Below are 19882 nucleotides of genomic sequence, written 5' to 3' on the forward strand. Positions count from 1 at the left end.
ATGTCAAACAAAATAGAAGATATAGAATTAAGAAGTGAAGAGGTTCAAGAAATTCTTTCAAGAGTTCCTAATTGGATGATTCGTTGGGGTAATACTCTTTTTCTGCTACTTATTGTAATGCTTTTACTTCTATCTTGGTTCGTAAAATACCCAGATGTTATTACTTCTGATGCTATAATCACTACAAAAATACCTCCTCAAAAAGAGTTTGCAAGAACTACAGGTAAAATTGATACACTTTTTGTTAAAGATACTCAAATAGTATTTGATAATCAACCTTTAGCCATTATTGAGAATACTGCTAATTACAAAGATGTTTTCTTTTTAAAATCTATAATAGATACTATTAAAGTTCAAAAAGAAAACTTTAGTTTTCCAATTAATAAAATACCTATATTATTTTTAGGAGATATTGAATCTAGTTATGATTTATTTGAAAATAATTATATCAATTATATTTTAAATAAAGAGCTAGATCCATTTTCTAATGAAGCAATCGCAAATAAAATTACAACTTCAGAATTAAATAGAAGATTGATAAATATGCAATCTCAAAAAACACTAAATAAGAGAGAATTAGAATTTAACCAAAAAGATTTAGAAAGAAGTAAATCATTATTTGATAAAGGCGTAATTTCTGAAAAGGAATATGAGATTAAACAATTAGAATATTTACAAGCAGAGCGTAATTATAAAAATATTACCGTTTCTATTTCTCAAATTAGAGAATCTATTTCTAATAGTAAAAAAACATCAAAAGGAACAGAAATCTCTCGTATTAGAGAAGAAATGACTTTACTTAAAAATACAATTCAATCTTTTAACCAATTGAAGAAATCAATCAAAGATTGGGAAATGCAATATGTATTAAGTTCTAAAATGGATGGTAAAGTTTCTTTTTTAAATTATTGGAGTCAAAATCAAACTGTTTCTCAGGGAGATTTAGTTTTTACAATTATTCCAAAAAAAAGTTCTTCTTTTATTGCTAAATTAAAAACTCCTGCTCAAAATTTAGGGAAAGTTAGAATAGGACAAATGGTAAATATTAAACTTCAAAATTACCCTGATTACGAATTTGGAGTTTTAAAAGGGGAAGTAAGAAATATTTCAGAAATATCAAACAAAGATGGTTTTTATACTATTGATGTTTCTTTACCAACTAAATTAATTACTTCTTACAATAAAGAAATAGAGTTTAAGCAAGAAATGAGAGGAACTGCTGAAGTTATAACAGAAGATTTAAGATTAATTCAACGTTTCTTTTATCAGTTTAGTAAAATAACAACACGTTAATTTTTAATTATAATAAGTAACGTGTTGTTTTAGAATATTAATTACTTATTCCCCAACATCAAAAGTTCATTCACAACAACTTCAGTAACATATCTTTTTTCACCTTCTTTGGTTTCATAAGAACGAGAAGTTAGTTTCCCTTCAATGGCAACCTCTTTACCTTTGGTTAAGTATTTTTCTATGATGTCACAAGTCTTACCCCAGGCAATTAGATTATGCCATTCAACTTTATCAATCTTTTGACCTGATGCATTTGTATAGCTCTCATTTGTTGCCAATGAAAACTTTGCTAATTTCTTTCCTGATTCTAAGTTTATAATTTCAGGATTGTTTCCTAAATTTCCTATTAATTGTACTTTGTTTCTAATTGAGTTCATAATATTTTGTATTTAATGGTTTGTGAATTCTTGGGTCATAACCCATAAATTCTATGATTTTATGTAAGTTTTTTCCTTTCGGATTTGATTCGTTGTTTTCCCATTTATAGATGGTGGTTTGGTAAACATCAAGCTCCAATGAGAGTTCAAAAGTTGTATATCCGTTTTCTAATCTATATTGTTTTAGGTAGTCTCCTAATGTAACTGGATTTATGTTATACCCACTAGGCATGGGCTTTGGAGCAGAAAGTCGAATTTCGCAAATGGTCAACGACGTGGTGCCATTGTGTGTCTGTTACCTTTTCTCCTTGTGCATTTTTATAACTTTCATTTGTAGCAATAGAAAATTTCGCTAATTTTTTACCACTATCTAAAGTGATAATTTCTGGGTTGTTTCCTAAATTTCCAATTAACTGTACTTTGTTTCTTAACGTACTCATAAGATAAGTTTTAAATTATTATTTTGTTTATGTCAATTCGTTTTGACTCTGCAAAGTTGCAACACCAATGCAGTTTTATTCGGTTACAAAGCAATTACTTTCGGTTGTAATTATTTGTAGTCGTTTGTAAACGGATATTTTGACTTATATTTGTTACATGGAACACCAATTAGAAACTGATAGATTATTTCTAAGAGAAATTAAAAATTCTGACTTAGAAGGAATGTTTGCACTAGATTCTAACACAGAAGTGCATAAATATCTTGGCAATAAACCCGTTAAAACATTAATTGAAGCTCAGAAAAATATAGATTTTATTAGACAGCAATATAAAGAAAGAGGTATAGGAAGATTTGCAGTTATAGAAAAAAAATCTGGTAATTTTATTGGTTGGTCTGGTTTAAAACTTAATATAGATGAAAAGGAAGCTTTAAATGGTTTTCAAAATTTTATTGATATTGGCTATCGATTTATACCTAAATATTGGAATAAAGGATATGGTTTAGAGTCTGCAATTGCTTGTTTAGAATTTGGGTTTAATACAATGAATTACACAACAATTTATGGTGCTGCAGATGTAAAAAATATTGGTTCTAATAAAATTTTAAAGAAAATAGGATTGCAATTTATAAACGAATTCCCTTATAAATTTAAGGAAGAAACAGTAAATGTAAATTGGTATGAACTAAAAAAAGAAAACTATGGAAAATAGAAAATGTTTAGAGTGTGAAGAAGTTGTAAAAGGCAGAATAGACAAAAAATTCTGCTCTGATTATTGCAGAAATGCTTACAATAATCGTGTAAACAAAGACAGTAAAAACCTCATCAGAAATATTAACAATCGTCTTAGAAAAAATTATAAAATTTTATCAGAATTAAACGTTTCTGGTAAAACTAAAGTAACTAGAACTAAATTATATGATAAAGGTTTCGACTTTCAGTTTTTTACTTCAATTTATAAAACAAAAACTGGAAACACTTATTTTTATATTTACGATGAAGGCTATTTACCTTTAGAAAACGAAACTTTTCTATTGATAAAAAGGGATTAATTGTTGTAACAAAACAAGAAAAATTACTTCTAATAATTGTCTAAAATTTTATAAAATGTTCTTACTTTCTAATGATAATTCCTATTTAGTTCCAATTATATTTATTTCTATTGCTGCAATTATTGGCGTTTTAAGTTACTTTTTTAGTACAAAGCAAAAAATTATTAGAACACTATCTAAATTACCAATTAAACAAATAGGTAGTTTAAGAAATAACGAATTAACACGTTTTTCTGGAAAAGCATTACATGTAAAAGAACCATTAATTGCACCTTTTAGTAAAAGAAAATGTGTGTTTTATGTGATGAAAATTGAGCAGAAAAAAAGTAATGGAAAAAGTAGTTCTTGGAGAACTATAGTTAATGAAGAAAAGATTCAGGAATTCTTTTTAGAAAAAAATGGAGATTTTGCAATTGTTAGACCAAGCCAAAATCCTAAAAATTATGTCAGTCATTTAGTAATAGACAAAAAAGTAAATTCTGGATCATTTAATGACCCTTCACCAAAATTTAAAGAATTATTAAACCATTACAATATAGAAAGTGAAGGCTTTTTTGGATTTAACAAATCTCTAAGATATTCTGAAGGAATAATAGAAATTGGCGAACAAATTACTGTTGCTGGTGTTGCAAAATGGAAAAGATTAAAAGAGCCCATTGAAGGCTATTCTTATTCTAAAATAGCAGAATTAGAAAGTTCTGATAAACAAAAACTAATCATTACAGATTTACCAAATATTAAATCTAAAAAAAGATTCTAATAAACTTACCAAGTATTCCCTTTTACACTTATTGCTGCTTTTAAAACGTCTTTCTGACTTAATTGTCCAATCAATTTTCCGTTTTCAACAACAGGAAACCTTCTTCTGTGAGAACTAATAAATTTAAATGCAGCATCAAAAATGTTCATATTTTTATCAATAGTATCTACATCTGTAACCATGTATTTACCTACTGTATTATTAACATCAGATGGCATATTATAATATTTACTCTCAGAAATATGTTTAATACAATCTGTTTCAGAGATAATTCCAATTAAATCGTTTTTATCATTTACAACAGGTCCTCCAGAAATTTTATTAGAAATTAATTGATTAATTACATAATCTAAAGAATCATCAGCCTTAAAGGTTATCAATTTTTTAGTCATATAATCAGACACTAAAATTTGTGCATCTTCTTTACTTTGACTTGTATCTCTTTTTCCTTGAAAGCTTTTAATACCCATAATAGTTTAGTTTTTAGTTGTTTTAAATTTAACAATTTTTCTGTTTTATCCAACATTAACATCATATTTTTTTTATTTACTACATTTATAAAAACTAAAATATCTAATGAAATCCTTTTCTTCTCTTGTTTCTGTACTTATTATTCTTGGTGTAATTTATTGGAGTTTTTCTGATTTAAAACCTTCTTTTAACGCTAAAAAAATTGAATCTAAATCAGAATTTTCTATTAATAATGCTCTTTTTCACTTAAAGAACATTAGTAAAAAAACACATTTTACAGGCTCTACAGAACATAAAGAAGTTCAAAATTATATTGTAAACGAACTTCAAAAAATGGGTTTAGAAACAGAAATTCAAACTCAAACAGCCATTAATAAAAAATGGTTTGCAGCAACAACTACCGAAAATATTTTAGCTAAAATTAAAGGTTCTGAAAAAGGAAAAGCATTAATGTTATTAACTCATTATGATTCTAATCCTCATTCTTCTTTAGGAGCAAGTGATGCAGGTTCTGGAGTAGTAACTATTTTAGAAGGTGTGCGTGTTTTTTTAGAAAAAAATAAACAACCAAAAAATGATATTATCATTTTAATTTCTGATGCAGAAGAATTGGGTTTATTAGGTGCACAAGCATTTGTAGAAGAGCATTCTTGGGCAAAAGATATTGGTTTGGTTTTAAACTTTGAAGCTCGTGGAAGTGGTGGTCCAAGTTATATGTTAATGGAAACCAATGGAAAAAACAGTAAACTTTTATCAGAGTTTTTAAAAGCAAAACCAAATTATCCTGCAGCAAATTCTTTAATGTATAGCATTTACAAAAAATTGCCAAATGATACAGATTTAACAGTTTTTAGAGAAAATGGTAATATTAATGGATTCAATTTTGCTTTTATTGGCGATCATTTCGATTATCATACAGCACAAGATTCTTTTGAAAGATTAGATAGAGAAACACTTGTACACCAAGCAGATTATTTTACAACAACTGTAAATTATTTTGCAAATTCTGATTTAACAAATTTAAATTCTGATGAAGATTTTGTGTATGTAAATTTTCCGTTTGTAAAATTAGCTACTTATCCTTTTTCTTGGGTTTCTATTATGTTTTATGCAACAATTCTTGTCTTTTTTATTCTAATTTTCTTCGGAATTTCTAAAAGAAAACTTTCTTTACACGGAATTTTAAAAGGATTTGGAGTATTTCTTTTAGCAATTCTTTTATGTGGTGGAATTTCTTTTGGTCTTTGGAAGTTGTTAATTCTTATTCATCCTCAATATAAAGACATTTTACACGGTTTTACTTATAATGGATATCAATACATAGCTGCATTTGTATTTTTAAACCTATGGATCTTATTTAAGGTATATAAATACATTTCTAAACACGAAAAAACTACAGACTTATTAATTGGCCCAATTTTAGTTTGGTTAATCATTAACTTCTTTATAGATGTTTATTTAAAAGGAGCTGGCTTTTTTATAATTCCTGTATTTTCTGCTTTAATAATTTTAGCAATTTCCATTTTTATGGATTTGGAAGAAAAATCGAAACGTATTTTATTTACCATAATATCCATCCCTACAATCTACATTTTTGCACCATTAATTAAAATGTTTCCTGTAGGTTTAGGGTTAAAAATTTTGTTTGTTAGCGGTGTTTTAATTGCATTAGTTTTTGGATTAATGATTTTAACTTTTCATCAGAAAAAAACGTTTTGGATGCAGAAAATGGTATTTATTTTTGCTATAATTTTCTTTGGAATTGCTACTTACAATAGTGATTTTTCTGTTGATAAGAAAAAACCAAATAGTCTAGTTTACATTCAAAACTCTGATGATAAAACTGCTTATTTTGGTACTTACAACACTACTTTAGATGATTATACTAAACAGATTTTTGACAAAAAAGCAACTAAAGGGAGTATTGCAAATGCAGAAACTAAAAGTAAATACAATACTCGTTTTAAGTATCATAAAAAAACCGAATTTAAAAATATTAAATCTTCTAATATTATAACAGATTTAGATACCGTTATTGGTAATAAACGCTTTTTAGAATTTACAATTATACCAGATAGAAAAGTAAATAAGTTAGAGTTTATCACTAAAAAAGAACTAAAGTTACATCAATTTAAAGTGAACGATGTTTTAGCAAATGAAGGTAAAAACTATACTGTAAAAAAAGGAACTTTCTTAGTTTATCATCTTGCAAACCAAGACAAAGAGGTTACATTGTCTTTTAGTGTTTTAAAAGATTATGAAATTGATTTTATTTTAAATGAAATATCTTATGATTTATTAGAAAACCCAAACTTTTCTATAACACCAAGAACACAAGAAATGATGCCAACTCCTTTTGTTACCAATGATGCAATTATTATAACAAAGAAATTAAGTTTATAACGCAAAAAAGCATTCTAAAATTTAGAATGCTTTTTTAAAATTATTTTTAAGAAATAATTACTCAATTTCAGATACACGTAATGTGTTTACCATTCCTTGAGCTTCTACTGGCATAGAAGTAAGATTAATCATTAAATCTCCATCTTTAACTATACCTATTTCTTTTGTTATTTTATTAATATCTACAACAGTATCATCTGTACTTAAGTGCTTATCATAAAAGAATGCTCTAACACCCCAAAGTAAATTTACTTTAGCTAAGATTCTTCTTTCAGAAGAAAATACTAAAACCTCAGCTTTAGGTCTCCAAGCAGAAAGTTGAAATGCTGTATAACCACTTCTTGTTAATGTAGAAATTGCTTTTGCATCTATATCATTAGATAATAATGCTGCATGATGACATACAGATTTTGTAATAAATCTATTGGTTCTAATATGAGGAGCTTCATGAGGAACTTTAATCATTCTAGAGTTTTCTACAGCTCTAATAATTTCTGCCATTTTTTGAATAACTCTTACAGGGTGTTTACCAACAGAAGTTTCTCCAGAAAGCATTACTGCATCAGCACCATCCATAATAGAGTTTGCAACATCATTTACTTCTGCTCTTGTAGGTACAGAATTATCAATCATTGTTTCCATCATTTGAGTTGCAATAATTACAGGAATTCTTGCTCTCTTTGCACGTCTAACTAATTTCTTTTGAATTAATGGAACGTCTTGCATAGGAATTTCTACTCCTAAATCTCCACGTGCAACCATTAATCCATCACAATAAGGAATTAATGCGTCCATATTTGCAACTGCTTCTGGTTTTTCAATCTTTGCAATTACAGGTACTCTATATTCTGAATGTTGAGTAATTAAATCTCTTAACATTCTTAAATCTTCAGGTGTTCTTACAAAAGAAAGTGCAATCCAATCTACTTCTAAACCTAAAGCAAAAACTGCATCTTCTTTATCTTTTTCTGTTAAAGCTGGTAAAGAAATTGCTGTGTTTGGTAAGTTTACACCTTTTTTAGATTTTAAAGGACCACCAACAATTGTTTTTACAACTACTTCTTTGTCTTTATCTGTAGATACTACTTCAAAAAGTAGTTTACCATCATCTACCATTATTTGCTCTCCAACTTTTACGTCTTTAGGAAAACGTTGGTAAGTCATAAAAGCTTTTTTGTTAGTTCCTACACATTTTTCTGTAGTAAATGTAAAAGTGTCTCCATCTTCTAAAACAACACCATCTTCCATTACACCAACTCGTAATTTAGGACCTTGTAAATCTGCTAAAACAGCAACATTATAACCTTTTTCTTTATTAATTTCTCTAATTGTTTTAACAGTTTTTTTAACGTTCTCATAATCTGCATGAGAAAAGTTAATTCTAAAAACATTAACCCCTTGTGTTGCTAACTCAGTTAAAGTTTCTTTACTATCTGTAGCTGGTCCTAGGGTTGCAACTATTTTGGTCTTTTTAAATTCTGTCATTTTTAAAATATTAAAAAGTCTTTAGACTTTAATGTGTTTTTATCTATTGAGTATGCTGTAATAACATTGTCAATATTTTTAATTGTATTTATTGTTTTCATTACAAACTCATATTCAGATTCTCCAGATATTTTTAAAAAAAAATCTACTTTTTTCTTTTCTGGAATTAAATATGTTTTTGTTTCTGATGTTAATAATAACTCATTAGAAACTGTTTGGTTTTCTCTTCTATAGCTATTAGCTATTAAAAACCAATCAAAATCATATTCTCTGTTTTCAAAGTTATAAATAGAAAAAGAAGCTTTTTTGTTTTCTCTAACAAACTCTAAATCTTCTTTTGCTTTATAAAACCTAGTCTTTAGGTTTTTGTTTAGTAAGTAGGCAAGTTTATAGTCTTCTAATGTAGAATGGATTCCTATTAAAGAATATTCTTCTTCGCAAAAATCATCCATTTCTAAAGAGTACACCTGCATAAATTATAACTAAATACTAGTTTTTATGAGGTAACAAAAATACTAATTGTTTATGAGTTTTAGTGTTAATTTAACGAAAACGTTATCGTGATTTATGTTAAGTTTATTTGCTCTTGAAATGCAAAATATACTCTTTTAGATGCTTGCTCTTCTGCTTTTTTCTTAGATGTTGCTCTACCTTTTGCAATTTGCTCTCCATCTATACTTATTTTAACACTAAAATGTTTAATTGACTCATTGCCAGAATCTTCGTAAGTATCAAATGTATATTTTTTCTTACGTTTTTGGCACCACTCTATAATAAGTCCTTTATAACTAGTAATTTTTCCTTCTAGCTTTTCTATATCTACATAAGGATCTATTACATTTTCGTGTATAAACTTTTGGCAGGTATTATATCCTTTATCTAAATAAATAGCACCAATTAATGCTTCAAAAATATTTCCATGAATATTATCGCCAACATTTGCTTGATCTATATTGCTTTTTACAAATCTAATTAGATTTAAGTCTTTACCTAATTCATTTAAATGATCTCTACTAACTATTTTAGAGCGCATCTGTGTAAGGTAACCTTCTGTACCTTTGGGTACTTTTTTATATAAATAGGAAGCAATAACAGAGCCTAAAATAGAATCTCCTAAAAACTCTAAGCGTTCGTAGTTAATAGGCATGCCTTTACTATCTAGCATTTGCACAGATCTATGTGTAAATGCTTTTTTGTATTTATTTAATTTTTTTGGTGAAAAATTAAGCAGTATTTTTAATTCGTTATAGAATTGCGCATCCTCTTCAGAATGTGGCTTTACTATTTTACGAATAAAATTCATAGAATATTAATCATCTAATTTCTTAAATGCAACACAAGCATTGTGTCCTCCAAAACCAAAAGTATTACTCATTGCTACTTTAATATCTCTTTTTTGAGCTTTATTTAAAGTTAAGTTTAGTTCTGGATTAATATTTTCATCTACATTTTCATGATTAATTGTTGGTGGCACAATACCATGTTGCATTGCTAATATAGAAGCAATAGACTCAATAGCACCAGCAGCACCTAACAAGTGACCTGTCATAGATTTTGTAGAATTGATATTAATATTTTTAGCATGATCTCCAAAAACACTAGAAATTGCTTTTAGTTCTGCAACATCTCCTAAAGGTGTAGAAGTACCATGAGTATTTATATGATCTACTTCTTCAGGTTTAATACCTGCGTTTTCTAAACAGTTTTTCATTACTGCAATTACTCCAATTCCTTCTGGATGTGGAGCAGTCATATGATATGCATCAGAAGACATTCCTCCTCCAATAACTTCGGCATAAATTTTTGCGCCTCTAGCTTTAGCATGTTCATATTCTTCTAAAACAATTGCTCCTGCACCTTCTCCTAATACAAAACCATCTCTGGTTGCATCAAATGGTCTTGAGGCAGTTTTACAATCGTCATTTCTTTCAGATAGAGCTTTCATGGCATTAAACCCTCCAACACCTGCTTGTGTTACAGCTGCTTCAGATCCACCAGTAACAATAATATCACAATGTCCTAATCTAATGTAATTTAAAGCATCTATCATTGCATTTGCAGATGATGCACATGCAGAAACTGTAGTATAATTAGGCCCCATAAATCCATTTTTAATAGAAATATTACCTGGAGCTATATCTGCAATCATTTTTGGGATAAAGAACGGATTAAATCTTGGTGTACCATCTCCAGCTCCAAAATTCATAGCTTCGTTTTGAAAAGTTTCTAAACCTCCAATTCCTGCTCCCCAAATTACACCAACGCGTAATTTGTTAATTTTTTCTAAGTCTAGATTTGAGTCTGCAATTGCTTCATCTGAAGCCACCATTGCATACTGCGTAAATCTATCCATTTTACGTGCGTCCTTTCTATTAATAAAGTCGGTAACGTTGAAACCTTTTAATTCACATGCAAAACGAGTTTTGAACTTGGCAGCATCAAAACATTCTATGGGCGCTGCTCCGCTAACTCCGTTAACTAAAGCGTTCCAATATTCTTCAATATTATTCCCTATTGGCGTTAATGCGCCAAGTCCAGTGACTACAACTCGTTTTAACTGCATATAAATATTACTTTTTTGCTTCTTCTATATAGCTAACTGCTTGACCAACTGTACCGATGTTTTCAGCTTGATCGTCTGGAATTTGAATATCGAATTCTTTTTCGAATTCCATAATTAACTCAACAGTATCTAAAGAATCTGCTCCTAAATCGTTTGTGAAGCTAGCTTCTGTTGTTACTTCATTATCGTCTACTCCTAATTTGTCTACGATAATAGCTTTTACTCTTGATGCAATGTCTGACATAATTTTTTGTTTTTTAAAATTTAAATCGGGGCAAAAATACGAATCTTAACAATTAAAACTAATTTTTGCTCGAAAAATGATTACTAAAAGTAAATAAAATTTATTTTCTTACTTTAAAAATAATCAAATTGTTAATAATTATTCTTTTTTTTGTAACCTAGATTTATAGTATATGAAGCGTATTGTAATTTTTGCATCTGGTTCTGGAACGAACGCAGAAAATATTATTAAGTTTTTTAATCTAACTAAGACAGCTATTGTTACTAATGTATTGTGTAACAATGAACATGCCAAAGTTTTTGAAAGATGTAAAAGACTAAATGTTAATAGTTTACATTTTAATAGAAATGACTTTTTTAAGTCTGATAAAATTTTAAACATCTTAAAAGAAGATGCAGATTACATAATTCTTGCTGGTTTTTTATGGAAAATACCAGAAAATATTATTGATGCTTTTCCTAATAAAATTATTAACATTCATCCTGCATTATTGCCAAATTATGGTGGAAAAGGCATGTATGGAATGAACGTTCATAGGGCTGTAAAAGAAAATAATGAAACTGAAACTGGTATCACAATTCATTATGTAAATGCCAATTATGATGAAGGAGCCATCATTTTTCAGGCAAAAACTGCCTTAAATGAAGATGATTCTCCAGAAAAAATTGCTGAAAAAATCCATATTTTAGAACAAGAACATTTTCCAAAAGTAATTGAAGACGTAATTTTAAAAGAAAATGCCTAAAAAAAAGTTTTATGTTGTGTGGAATGGACGAAAAAAAGGGGTTTTTACTTCTTGGAAAGTCTGTAAAGCTCAAATTGACGGTTTTGAAGGTGCACAATACAAGTCTTTTGCCAATTTAAACGAAGCAGAAATTGCCTCTAAAGGTAAATATGATGATTACAAAGGAAAGGATACTAAAAAACCAACCTTATCATCTAAAGAAAAAGAAAAAATAGGAAGACCTAATTTAGAAAGTATTTCTGTAGATGCTGCTTGTTCTGGAAATCCTGGGAAAATGGAATATAGAGGTGTTTTAACTCATAATAAACAACAACTTTTTATAAAAGGCCCTTTTGCAAAAGGAACTAATAATATTGGCGAGTTTTTAGCTTTAGTGCATGGTATTGCTTTATTAAAAAGTAAAAACCAACACAACCTCCCTATTTATTCTGATTCTAAAATTGCCATGAGTTGGGTAAAAAAGAAACAATGTAAAACCAATTTACATTTTGATGCTTCTAACAAAGATTTATTAGAACTCATAAAAAGAGCCGAAAAATGGCTGAAAGAGAATACTTACAAAAACCCTATTTTAAAATGGGAAACCAAAGCTTGGGGAGAAATTCCTGCTGATTTTGGGAGGAAGTAAATTAGTTATTAACAATAAATCTTTCAATATCTATAAGAGCTTCTTTACCAGACCCTCTATATATTATTTTTCGATTATCATCTAATAAAATAAAAGTAGGATAACTAACAATCTTTAAGTCTCTAATTATACCTTCTCTACCTTTAGAGTATACATGATGCCACTCCATCTTATTATTTTTAACATATTCTTTAGATTTTTCTAAAGAGCTTCTATAAGCTATACCTAAGATATCTATTTTATCTGCTAAATCTTTATTGAACCTTAACAATTCAGGAGTTAATTCTTTACATGGTGCACACCATGTTCCCCAAAAATCAAGAAGTAAATATTTCTTAGTTGATAAATCATTTATTTGGAGTTCTTTATTATCGAAACTTTTTAATTTGAAATTTTTAATAGTATAACCTAACCTATAACTATAAAATGGTTTATTTTTTGTGATTTTTTTTAAAATTAACTTAGACATGTCGTCTTGAATACTATCAATTTTATATAATTTATCAGATATTTTAATAGTATCATTTAAATAGTAAATAAAGTTTTTATTATATGCTTTCCCTATATTATCATTTAAAGTTTTTGGTCTAATTAAAAATATATTATTCTCAAATTTATTTTCACCTTGTATTGCAATATCATAAATTGTGTTTTTAATGTTAATTTCCCCTTTCCAATAATCTTTAACCTTTAACAACAAAGCATATCCTCTTAGTTCTTTGGTTTTAACAAGATGATGTATCCATGGATGATTAGGATTTGGTAAAATCTGAAATTTTCTTTTAAAATTTACAATAGTATCATAACTTGCGATATCATAATTTAAGGTTCTTATTGGTAGTTTATTTACTTTTTCAAAGTTTTCAATATCGATTTTTTTATCAAATACAATCACTTCATCATCACTGTAATTATTATTACCTTGAGTATCCACGATAATTACCTGTTTTCCATCTTTAAAACCCGAAATAGCATTAACTTGATGATTAATTTTTTTATCAATCATTTTAGTTGTATCCTTTAAATAGTAATGCAGTTTTAATTTATCAGTCTCACTTTCAAAATAATTGTTTTTTGTTAGGTCATGTAACAATTTTCCTCTCTGAAATGAATAAGATACAATATGAAATGAATCTAATTTTGGAATATTATATGGTCTCTCTCTTAATTCTGCATAATATTTTGGGTATTTTTCTTTAAAGGAATACATAAGAAAATCCGTTACTCTAAAATCGAATTCAAAATCAGTATTGATTGTTTTTTCTAATTTTACAACTAGGTAATCATTCTCATTTTTTAAATTAGAAACTTCCTTTTTATTACAACTAATAAAAAAAGTGATTATAATTATTTGTAGTAATATTTTTATTTGACTGTTCATAGCAATTTCCTTTTCCAAATTTGAACAATATATTTCTGATTTACAAACAAATAACTTTCCATTTTAGACTAACTGTTTTCAGGGATATAAAAAAACTCACGGTTTTCCGTTAGTAAAAAATGGATAATCAGTAACTATTTATATTATTGAAATTACGAATCATTTGAGTTTTACAAAAAATATTTCTTACAGAAATAAATGAATTACAAGTTGCTCTTGTTTCTTTCTGTACAATTTTTAAACGAATTCTATAATTAAAAGACAAACCCCAAACTATAAATAGTTTGGGGTTTTTTAAGTTTAATGGGATAATTTTTCTTTTCATAGCAATGCTCCCACAATTCAAAATTCGGGAAGTTTTTTAAGGTAACCAAAAAACTGTTTCTTCTTTTTGGACTAACGGTTTTCCGTGATAAAAATCTTCTCACGGTTTTCAGTTAGTCGAAAATGGAAAGTGAAAAAACACATTTTAGCACTATCTTTGATGGTAGAAAAGAAAAAGAATAAAAAGTGAAAAAAGTTACTACAGAAAGACCTCAAGAAAAAGCTGAAAAAGTTTTACAAAAAATTATTGATAAAAGACAAGAACTAGGTTTGTCTCAAACAGATTTAGCCTTAAAATTAAACATGACAATTAGTGGTTATTTTAAAGTTGAAAAAGGAGACTCTAAACTAGATTTAATTCGTCTTTTTGAAATTGCTGAGGTTTTAAATATTGAAGTAAAAGAGTTTTTTTAAAAAAATAAAACTTTATTCTATAAAAAAAAGGCATTTCTTTTAGAAATGCCTTTTTTTTAATTTTGAAAAGATTTTATTAAGCTTTAATTTAAAGCTACATAATATAAACCACCTCCGTTTATATCTTCTTTATTATCTTCTTTAGCTGTAGAAATATATAAATTACCATCATTATCAAAACAACAAGATGTAACGTTTTTACAAGGTAATTTTATTTCTTTTACTTTTTCTCCATTTAATGGATTCCATTGAGAAATACAAGCACCTCCCCATTCTGCAATCCATAACATTCCGTTTTTATCAATACACATTCCGTCTGGAAAAGCATCGTGTTTAAATTCTATAACATAAGATAAAAAAGCTACTTCTCCTGTTTCTATTTCATAAGAATATTTTGCAACTTTTTTAGTTGGTGTATCTATAAAATACAAGAATTTATGATCTGCAGAAAAAGCCAAACCATTTGAAATGGTTGTGTTTTTAATTATGGTTTTATACTCTCCTTTAAAATAAGAATAAACGTTTCCTACACCTTCTTTTACTTCTGGATATCCCATTGTTCCAATAATTATTCTACCTATTGGGTCTGAGATTCCGTCATTATATCTTACTAGATTATCAATATCAATTTGAAAAACAAATTTTTGTTGTAACGTATTAAAATCTATTTCAAAAAAACCATTTTTAGAAGAAACTAATATTTTTTTTCTTTCTAAAAAGAATATACAACTTACAGGTGAATCTAATTTTACACTTAGTATTTCTTTAGTTGTAGGGTTATAACAATAAACCAAACAATCTAAAATAGATACAAAGTATAAATAGTTGTTTTCTTTATCAAAAACAGGACCTTCTAAAAGCTCTGAATTTGGATTAAAAATTAAAGATGGATTCATAAAAATATTTTATTTATTAAATATATTCTCCAGCAGTGATTCTAATTTTAGAACCAGTTGTCATTGCTGAATCATCAGAAATTAAATACATTACTGCTGGCACAGGGTCAGATGGAGTTAACATACGTCCCATTGGTAATATAGCTGCTGCTTTACTTTTTAATTCTTCTGCACTTATACCTTCTTCTTTTCTTAATTGTAATTCTCCTTCTGTATGTGTCCATCCCATTACTACATAATTAGATCTAATTCCATAACTAGAATAATGACGAGCAATGTGTCTAGAAAGTGTGTAAAGTGTACCTTTAGTAAGTGCATACGCAGTTCTGTCTATTTGACCATAATCCATATGAGCAGAACCAAAAAATACAATTGAACCTCCATTTCCTGCTTCTTTCATAGACTTAATAACATGTTTTATTAAGAAATAAGGTGCTTTAAGATTTACATTAAAAACACTATCATAAACATCTTCTTCTGTTTCTGTTAATGATGCAACAGGTGTTATTCCAGAATAAATTACTAACGCATCTATACCACCAAATTTCTTTTTAGTTTGAATAACAAAATTTTCTAGTTCATTTATCTCATTTAAATCAACTCTATGAAAGTAGAGTTTGTCTTCTGCATTTAAAGACTTAATAATTTGTTTACCTTCTTCTTCGTTTCTACTGCAAAAGGCAACATTATAACCTTTATTTAAAGAAGCCATTAAAATTTCTTTACCAACTCCTTTGTTTCCTCCTACAATCATTACTGTTTTCATACTAAATATATTCAAATTTAATTTCTGTAAAATTCTACATATTCTAAATTGACAAAGTATTTTTGAGTCATTTATTTGTTACCCTCAGTAAAAACTGATTGAAATATTATTGATAAAAACATCTGAATTTTAATGTATACACAATTATAACTCTATTCTTATAAAGATCTATTTACATACTTTTCATTTACTAATAGATACAAAAATAGAACCCTAAGAAACTTCTTATAATTTTTATTAACAGATCTTTGTTGCCTTAGCTTTTTTTATAAAAAGAGTAAATATTACTTAAATAACATTTGTACAAACACTTACTAAAAATTAAAGTGTTTTCAATTAAAAATTAGAATTTATGAACGATTTAAAAATTGTTAAAATAGAATTATTTAAAGCACCTCCACGTTGGTTATTTTTAAAAATAACAACTCAATCTGGAATAATTGGTTGGGGAGAACCTGTGGTTGAAGGTAAAGCTGATTCTGTTGCTGCTTGTGTAAAAGAATTAGAAAAATATTTAATTGGTAGAGATGCTAGTAAAATAGAAGATATTTGGCAAGTATTATACAGAGGTGGATTCTATAGAGGTGGTGCAATTTTAATGAGTGCAATTTCTGGGATAGATCAGGCTTTATGGGATATAAAAGGAAAACACTTGGGCGTACCAGTTCATGAACTTTTAGGTGGTGCTGTTCGTAATAAAATGAAAATGTATTGTTGGATTGGTGGAGACAATCCAGATGTAGTATTAGAACAAGCACATCAAAAAGTAAAAGATGGTTTTAAAGCTGTAAAGATGAATGCTACAGGAGCTATGGAATGGGTTTCTTCTATGAAAGATGTTAAAAAAATAGCTCATAATATTAAACTTTTAAGAGAAGAGTTTGGATATGATTTAGATATTGGTTTAGACTTTCATGGTAGAGTTCACAAACCAATGGTTAAAAGATTAATTGATGAGTTGGCTCCTTATGAACCAATGTTTATTGAAGAACCTGTTTTAACAGAAAACAATGATGCTTTAAAACACATTTATGGTTATACAAGTATACCAATTGCTACTGGTGAACGTATGTTTTCTAGATGGGATTTTAAAGATGTTTTACACCAAGGTGTTGTAGATATTATTCAACCAGATTTAAGTCATGCAGGTGGTATTTCTGAAGTTAGACGTATTGCTACAATGGCAGAAGCTTATGATATTACTTTAGCTCCACATTGTCCATTAGGACCAGTTGCTTTAGCTTCTTGTTTACATGTAGATTTTGTATCTGCCAATGCAATTATACAAGAAAGTAGTATTGGCATACATTATAATAAAGGGTATGATATTTTAGATTATATGTCTAATCCAGAAGTATTTGATGTAAAAGATGGTTATATAGATTTACTTAAAAAACCAGGTTTAGGTGTTGATATTGATGAGGATAAACTAAGAGAGGCTCAAAAAATTGGTCATGATTGGTCTAACCCAATTTGGAGACATGAAGATGGAAGTTTTGCTGAATGGTAAAATAATTATTATTTAAGATAAAAAAGAAAACTCAAGATTTTATATAATCTTGAGTTTTGTCTTTTTATAGAAATTATATACTATTTATTAACTGCTTTAAATTGATCTTTTAATGAAACTCCATATATAGCTTCTAATTCTTTTACACTTTTTTTATAAAATTTAGTTGCTGGTGGCAAACTAAAATTTTCCCAAAAACTAGCATTGTAATTTGCTTTAATATCTCCAATATCTTCATTAAAAGTTTTATATTCTGAAGCTTTAATTGTTTTACTGTCTTTTTTTACACCTAAAACAAAAACCTCATGTTTATAAGATTCATTTACAAATTCTTTATCGGTTCTTAAAATAGCTTTTTGTTTGCTATTTATAAACACTTTACCATTTCTTGTTCTATTATGATAACTTAAGTGTAACTTACCATCTGCATCTTTTTTATATACATAAAGAGCGCTTAATATAGAAGTTTCTACTCTATATACTCCATAAGTATCCATACCCACATACAACCTAACAAACCTTCTGTTATTACCTTTAAACCTTCCTTCTACAATTAAAACATCTTCTCCATCATAAGAGGTATCTCCTTTACGTTTCCAATTGTAATCTTTTAAACGAAAATCATTTCTTAGCGGACTAAATCTGGTTATTACATTTATAGGATGCCCTTTTAATTTTTTCTTTACAAATCTATAATCTGCAGATTTTCTTGCAGCAACAATTTCTACTCCTAAAAACTTTCCTTCTAATGGTCCTTTATCTAATACATTAATGTAATGCTCTACTAAAAATCTTGCTTTGCCTTCTTCTACAGAAAACCTTCTGTATAAAATATTTAATTGATGTTCATCGTTTATAGTTGTTTTCCATAATTTTTTAATAGCAAGTTTTGCATAATCTTTTGGTTTTTTACTTAAAACTATTTCATCTAAAGACATTACTGCTTCTTTAATAACAATCTTCTTTTCTTTTAAATTGATAAAATCTTGAACCTTAATTTTAAAAGTTTCGAAACCTATACTAGAAACTTCTAAAAAATCTGACAGATTGTTTTTTGATACAAATAATAAAAATGTACCTTCTTCTGTAGTAGCTGTACCTAGAGATTTTGATGGTATTCCTATAGCTGCATAAGGTATTGGCTCGTTATTTTCATCAACTACTAAACCATTTAATTTAATATTTTTTTGTGAATGAATTGAGAAAGAAAAACCAATAATAAAAAGAAATAATAAATATTTTTTAAAAAATTGCATGTTTACAAATTATGAATTCTTGAGTAAGATAATCATTTTAAGACATAAAAAAACTCCTTAGTATAACACTAAGGAGTTTATATTATAATTTCGAAATAACTAATAAAGTCAATTTCGTTTTAATTACTATTATTGAATTTTAGCTTTCATAAGCTCTCTATTCATTCTTGCAATGTTGTCTAAAGAAATTCCTTTAGGACACTCAACCTCACAAGCACCTGTATTTGTACAGTTTCCAAAACCTTCTAAATCCATTTGTGCAACCATGTTTTGAACACGATCTGCAGCTTCTACTTGACCTTGAGGTAATAAAGCATATTGAGATACTTTTGCTCCAACAAATAACATTGCAGAAGAGTTTTTACAAGTTGCTACACAAGCACCACAACCAATACAAGTTGCTGCATCCATAGCTTCATCTGCTGCATGTTTAGAAATAGGAATATTGTTAGCATCTTGTGTATTACCAGAAGTGTTTACAGAAATGTAACCACCTGCTTGTTGAATACGCTCAAAAGCATTTCTATCTACAATTAAATCTTTAATTACAGGAAATGCAGCAGCTCTAAATGGCTCTATTGTAATAGTATCTCCATCTTTAAACATACGCATGTGTAACTGACAAGTTGTAATACCTCTATCTGGTCCATGAGCTTCTCCATTTATGTACATAGAACACATACCACAAATACCTTCTCTACAATCATGATCAAAAGCAACAGGTTCTTCACCAGCATTAACTAACTGCTCATTTAAAACATCCATCATTTCTAAAAAAGACATATGTTCTGAAATATCGGTTACTTTATAATCGACCATTTGACCCTTTGTACTTGAGTCTTTTTGTCTCCAAATTTTTAACGTTAAATTCATT

General features: G+C 28.0%; 23 protein-coding genes. 9 read left to right on the forward strand and 14 right to left on the reverse strand.

Features of this window, described 5'->3' with window-relative positions; genetic code table 11:
* The gene (locus MPF13_RS01825) at positions 1–1293 is read left to right on the forward strand and encodes an HlyD family secretion protein (RefSeq protein ID WP_249980607.1); all 1293 of its coding nucleotides are present in this window, start codon (positions 1–3) and stop codon (positions 1291–1293) included.
* Between the two features lie 41 nt (positions 1294–1334).
* Here the strand turns inward: MPF13_RS01825 and MPF13_RS01830 are convergent, their stop codons facing one another.
* From MPF13_RS01830 to MPF13_RS01840, 3 genes are read right to left on the reverse strand one after another with little or no spacing between them, the layout of a single operon-like run.
* The gene (locus MPF13_RS01830; RefSeq protein WP_249980608.1) at positions 1335–1670 is read right to left on the reverse strand and encodes a single-stranded DNA-binding protein; all 336 of its coding nucleotides are present in this window, start codon (positions 1668–1670) and stop codon (positions 1335–1337) included.
* Positions 1657–1902, reverse strand: a complete 246-nt coding sequence (locus MPF13_RS01835) for a helix-turn-helix domain-containing protein (RefSeq protein ID WP_249980609.1) — start codon at positions 1900–1902, stop codon at positions 1657–1659. Before MPF13_RS01835 ends, MPF13_RS01830 begins: the two co-directional genes overlap by 14 nt.
* Complete coding sequence (locus MPF13_RS01840; protein WP_284041122.1) at positions 1895–2110, reverse strand: single-stranded DNA-binding protein; 216 nt, start codon at positions 2108–2110, stop codon at positions 1895–1897. The genes MPF13_RS01835 and MPF13_RS01840 overlap by 8 nt, the downstream gene beginning before the upstream one ends.
* 157 nt (positions 2111–2267) lie before the next feature.
* Between MPF13_RS01840 and MPF13_RS01845 the strand changes: the two genes are divergently transcribed.
* The 3 genes from MPF13_RS01845 to MPF13_RS01855 are packed head-to-tail and all read left to right on the forward strand — an operon-like array spanning position 2268 to position 3922.
* On the forward strand, positions 2268–2822 hold the full coding sequence (locus MPF13_RS01845; RefSeq protein WP_249980610.1) for a GNAT family N-acetyltransferase: 555 nt from the start codon (positions 2268–2270) through the stop codon (positions 2820–2822).
* On the forward strand, positions 2812–3162 hold the full coding sequence (locus MPF13_RS01850; protein WP_249980611.1) for a hypothetical protein: 351 nt from the start codon (positions 2812–2814) through the stop codon (positions 3160–3162). Before MPF13_RS01845 ends, MPF13_RS01850 begins: the two co-directional genes overlap by 11 nt.
* Positions 3163–3217: 55 nt before the next feature.
* Entirely contained in the window at positions 3218–3922 is a 705-nt protein-coding gene (locus MPF13_RS01855) for a hypothetical protein (protein WP_249980612.1), read from the forward strand.
* Positions 3923–3927: 5 nt separating this feature from the next.
* Here the strand turns inward: MPF13_RS01855 and MPF13_RS01860 are convergent, their stop codons facing one another.
* A complete protein-coding gene (locus MPF13_RS01860; protein WP_249980613.1) occupies positions 3928–4392 on the reverse strand; it encodes a CBS domain-containing protein in 465 nt (154 codons plus the stop codon).
* Between the two features lie 106 nt (positions 4393–4498).
* Here MPF13_RS01860 and MPF13_RS01865 point away from each other — a divergent pair, with 106 nt between their 5' ends.
* Positions 4499–6796: a M28 family peptidase gene (locus MPF13_RS01865; protein WP_249980614.1), complete on the forward strand. Its 2298-nt coding sequence runs from the start codon at positions 4499–4501 to the stop codon at positions 6794–6796.
* Positions 6797–6853: 57 nt separating this feature from the next.
* Here the strand turns inward: MPF13_RS01865 and pyk are convergent, their stop codons facing one another.
* The 5 genes from pyk to MPF13_RS01890 form a co-directional block, all read right to left on the reverse strand.
* Positions 6854–8281 carry a pyruvate kinase gene (gene pyk / locus MPF13_RS01870; protein ID WP_249980615.1) on the reverse strand — a complete coding sequence of 476 codons (1428 nt, stop codon included), beginning with the start codon at positions 8279–8281 and terminating at the stop codon, positions 6854–6856.
* Positions 8282–8283: 2 nt separating this feature from the next.
* Positions 8284–8733 (reverse strand): IPExxxVDY family protein, encoded by a 450-nt coding sequence (locus tag MPF13_RS01875; protein WP_249980616.1) that lies wholly within the window; start codon positions 8731–8733, stop codon positions 8284–8286.
* A gap of 113 nt (positions 8734–8846) precedes the next feature.
* Positions 8847–9584, reverse strand: coding sequence for a ribonuclease III (rnc, locus tag MPF13_RS01880; protein WP_249980617.1), 738 nt, complete (start codon positions 9582–9584; stop codon positions 8847–8849).
* A gap of 6 nt (positions 9585–9590) precedes the next feature.
* Complete coding sequence (gene fabF, locus MPF13_RS01885; RefSeq protein WP_249980618.1) at positions 9591–10844, reverse strand: beta-ketoacyl-ACP synthase II; 1254 nt, start codon at positions 10842–10844, stop codon at positions 9591–9593.
* A 7-nt stretch (positions 10845–10851) separates the two neighbouring features.
* Complete coding sequence (locus tag MPF13_RS01890) at positions 10852–11088, reverse strand: acyl carrier protein (protein ID WP_004569249.1); 237 nt, start codon at positions 11086–11088, stop codon at positions 10852–10854.
* 172 nt (positions 11089–11260) lie between these two features.
* Here MPF13_RS01890 and purN point away from each other — a divergent pair, with 172 nt between their 5' ends.
* Together purN and MPF13_RS01900 are read left to right on the forward strand one after the other, a co-directional pair.
* On the forward strand, positions 11261–11833 hold the full coding sequence (gene purN / locus MPF13_RS01895; RefSeq protein ID WP_249980619.1) for a phosphoribosylglycinamide formyltransferase: 573 nt from the start codon (positions 11261–11263) through the stop codon (positions 11831–11833).
* Positions 11826–12461 carry a ribonuclease H1 domain-containing protein gene (locus MPF13_RS01900; RefSeq protein ID WP_249980620.1) on the forward strand — a complete coding sequence of 212 codons (636 nt, stop codon included), beginning with the start codon at positions 11826–11828 and terminating at the stop codon, positions 12459–12461. The genes purN and MPF13_RS01900 overlap by 8 nt, the downstream gene beginning before the upstream one ends.
* 1 nt (position 12462) lies before the next feature.
* On the opposite strand, the gene MPF13_RS01905 is transcribed toward MPF13_RS01900, so the two are convergent.
* Entirely contained in the window at positions 12463–13842 is a 1380-nt protein-coding gene (locus MPF13_RS01905) for a TlpA family protein disulfide reductase (RefSeq protein WP_249980621.1), read from the reverse strand.
* Between the two features lie 510 nt (positions 13843–14352).
* Here MPF13_RS01905 and MPF13_RS01910 point away from each other — a divergent pair.
* Positions 14353–14580: a helix-turn-helix domain-containing protein gene (locus MPF13_RS01910; RefSeq protein WP_249980622.1), complete on the forward strand. Its 228-nt coding sequence runs from the start codon at positions 14353–14355 to the stop codon at positions 14578–14580.
* 83 nt (positions 14581–14663) lie between these two features.
* On the opposite strand, the gene MPF13_RS01915 is transcribed toward MPF13_RS01910, so the two are convergent.
* Both MPF13_RS01915 and MPF13_RS01920 read right to left on the reverse strand, forming a co-directional pair.
* On the reverse strand, positions 14664–15476 hold the full coding sequence (locus tag MPF13_RS01915; protein ID WP_249980623.1) for an SMP-30/gluconolactonase/LRE family protein: 813 nt from the start codon (positions 15474–15476) through the stop codon (positions 14664–14666).
* Positions 15477–15492: 16 nt separating this feature from the next.
* On the reverse strand, positions 15493–16242 hold the full coding sequence (locus MPF13_RS01920) for an SDR family NAD(P)-dependent oxidoreductase (protein WP_249980624.1): 750 nt from the start codon (positions 16240–16242) through the stop codon (positions 15493–15495).
* A 352-nt stretch (positions 16243–16594) separates the two neighbouring features.
* On the opposite strand from MPF13_RS01920, the gene dgoD reads away from it, so the two are divergent.
* A complete protein-coding gene (gene dgoD, locus MPF13_RS01925; RefSeq protein ID WP_249980625.1) occupies positions 16595–17752 on the forward strand; it encodes a galactonate dehydratase in 1158 nt (385 codons plus the stop codon).
* 80 nt (positions 17753–17832) lie between these two features.
* Here dgoD and MPF13_RS01930 read toward each other — a convergent pair whose 3' ends face one another.
* A complete protein-coding gene (locus tag MPF13_RS01930; protein ID WP_249980626.1) occupies positions 17833–19008 on the reverse strand; it encodes a carboxypeptidase-like regulatory domain-containing protein in 1176 nt (391 codons plus the stop codon).
* Positions 19009–19137: 129 nt separating this feature from the next.
* Entirely contained in the window at positions 19138–19881 is a 744-nt protein-coding gene (locus MPF13_RS01935; protein ID WP_249980994.1) for a succinate dehydrogenase/fumarate reductase iron-sulfur subunit, read from the reverse strand.
* Position 19882 lies beyond the last annotated feature (1 nt).

This window comes from Polaribacter sp. Z022 (assembly GCF_023555495.1).
GTDB lineage: Bacteria > Bacteroidota > Bacteroidia > Flavobacteriales > Flavobacteriaceae > Polaribacter.

Bases quoted from the DNA above. Each gene is read 5' to 3' on its own strand.
- fabF (WP_249980618.1), bottom strand. From the start codon at position 10,844: ATGCAGTTAAAACGAGTTGTAGTCACTGGACTTGGCGCATTAACGCCA.
- MPF13_RS01890 (WP_004569249.1), bottom strand. From the start codon at position 11,088: ATGTCAGACATTGCATCAAGAGTAAAAGCTATTATCGTAGACAAATTA.
- pyk (WP_249980615.1), bottom strand. From the start codon at position 8,281: ATGACAGAATTTAAAAAGACCAAAATAGTTGCAACCCTAGGACCAGCT.
- MPF13_RS01825 (WP_249980607.1), top strand. From the start codon at position 1: ATGTCAAACAAAATAGAAGATATAGAATTAAGAAGTGAAGAGGTTCAA.
- dgoD (WP_249980625.1), top strand. From the start codon at position 16,595: ATGAACGATTTAAAAATTGTTAAAATAGAATTATTTAAAGCACCTCCA.
- MPF13_RS01845 (WP_249980610.1), top strand. From the start codon at position 2,268: ATGGAACACCAATTAGAAACTGATAGATTATTTCTAAGAGAAATTAAA.
- MPF13_RS01905 (WP_249980621.1), bottom strand. From the start codon at position 13,842: ATGAACAGTCAAATAAAAATATTACTACAAATAATTATAATCACTTTT.
- MPF13_RS01835 (WP_249980609.1), bottom strand. From the start codon at position 1,902: ATGCCTAGTGGGTATAACATAAATCCAGTTACATTAGGAGACTACCTA.
- MPF13_RS01915 (WP_249980623.1), bottom strand. From the start codon at position 15,476: ATGAATCCATCTTTAATTTTTAATCCAAATTCAGAGCTTTTAGAAGGT.
- MPF13_RS01875 (WP_249980616.1), bottom strand. From the start codon at position 8,733: ATGGATGATTTTTGCGAAGAAGAATATTCTTTAATAGGAATCCATTCT.
- rnc (WP_249980617.1), bottom strand. From the start codon at position 9,584: ATGAATTTTATTCGTAAAATAGTAAAGCCACATTCTGAAGAGGATGCG.
- MPF13_RS01850 (WP_249980611.1), top strand. From the start codon at position 2,812: ATGGAAAATAGAAAATGTTTAGAGTGTGAAGAAGTTGTAAAAGGCAGA.
- MPF13_RS01935 (WP_249980994.1), bottom strand. From the start codon at position 19,881: ATGAATTTAACGTTAAAAATTTGGAGACAAAAAGACTCAAGTACAAAG.
- MPF13_RS01855 (WP_249980612.1), top strand. From the start codon at position 3,218: ATGTTCTTACTTTCTAATGATAATTCCTATTTAGTTCCAATTATATTT.
- MPF13_RS01930 (WP_249980626.1), bottom strand. From the start codon at position 19,008: ATGCAATTTTTTAAAAAATATTTATTATTTCTTTTTATTATTGGTTTT.
- MPF13_RS01860 (WP_249980613.1), bottom strand. From the start codon at position 4,392: ATGGGTATTAAAAGCTTTCAAGGAAAAAGAGATACAAGTCAAAGTAAA.
- MPF13_RS01920 (WP_249980624.1), bottom strand. From the start codon at position 16,242: ATGAAAACAGTAATGATTGTAGGAGGAAACAAAGGAGTTGGTAAAGAA.
- MPF13_RS01840 (WP_284041122.1), bottom strand. From the start codon at position 2,110: ATGAGTACGTTAAGAAACAAAGTACAGTTAATTGGAAATTTAGGAAAC.
- MPF13_RS01865 (WP_249980614.1), top strand. From the start codon at position 4,499: ATGAAATCCTTTTCTTCTCTTGTTTCTGTACTTATTATTCTTGGTGTA.
- MPF13_RS01900 (WP_249980620.1), top strand. From the start codon at position 11,826: ATGCCTAAAAAAAAGTTTTATGTTGTGTGGAATGGACGAAAAAAAGGG.
- purN (WP_249980619.1), top strand. From the start codon at position 11,261: ATGAAGCGTATTGTAATTTTTGCATCTGGTTCTGGAACGAACGCAGAA.
- MPF13_RS01830 (WP_249980608.1), bottom strand. From the start codon at position 1,670: ATGAACTCAATTAGAAACAAAGTACAATTAATAGGAAATTTAGGAAAC.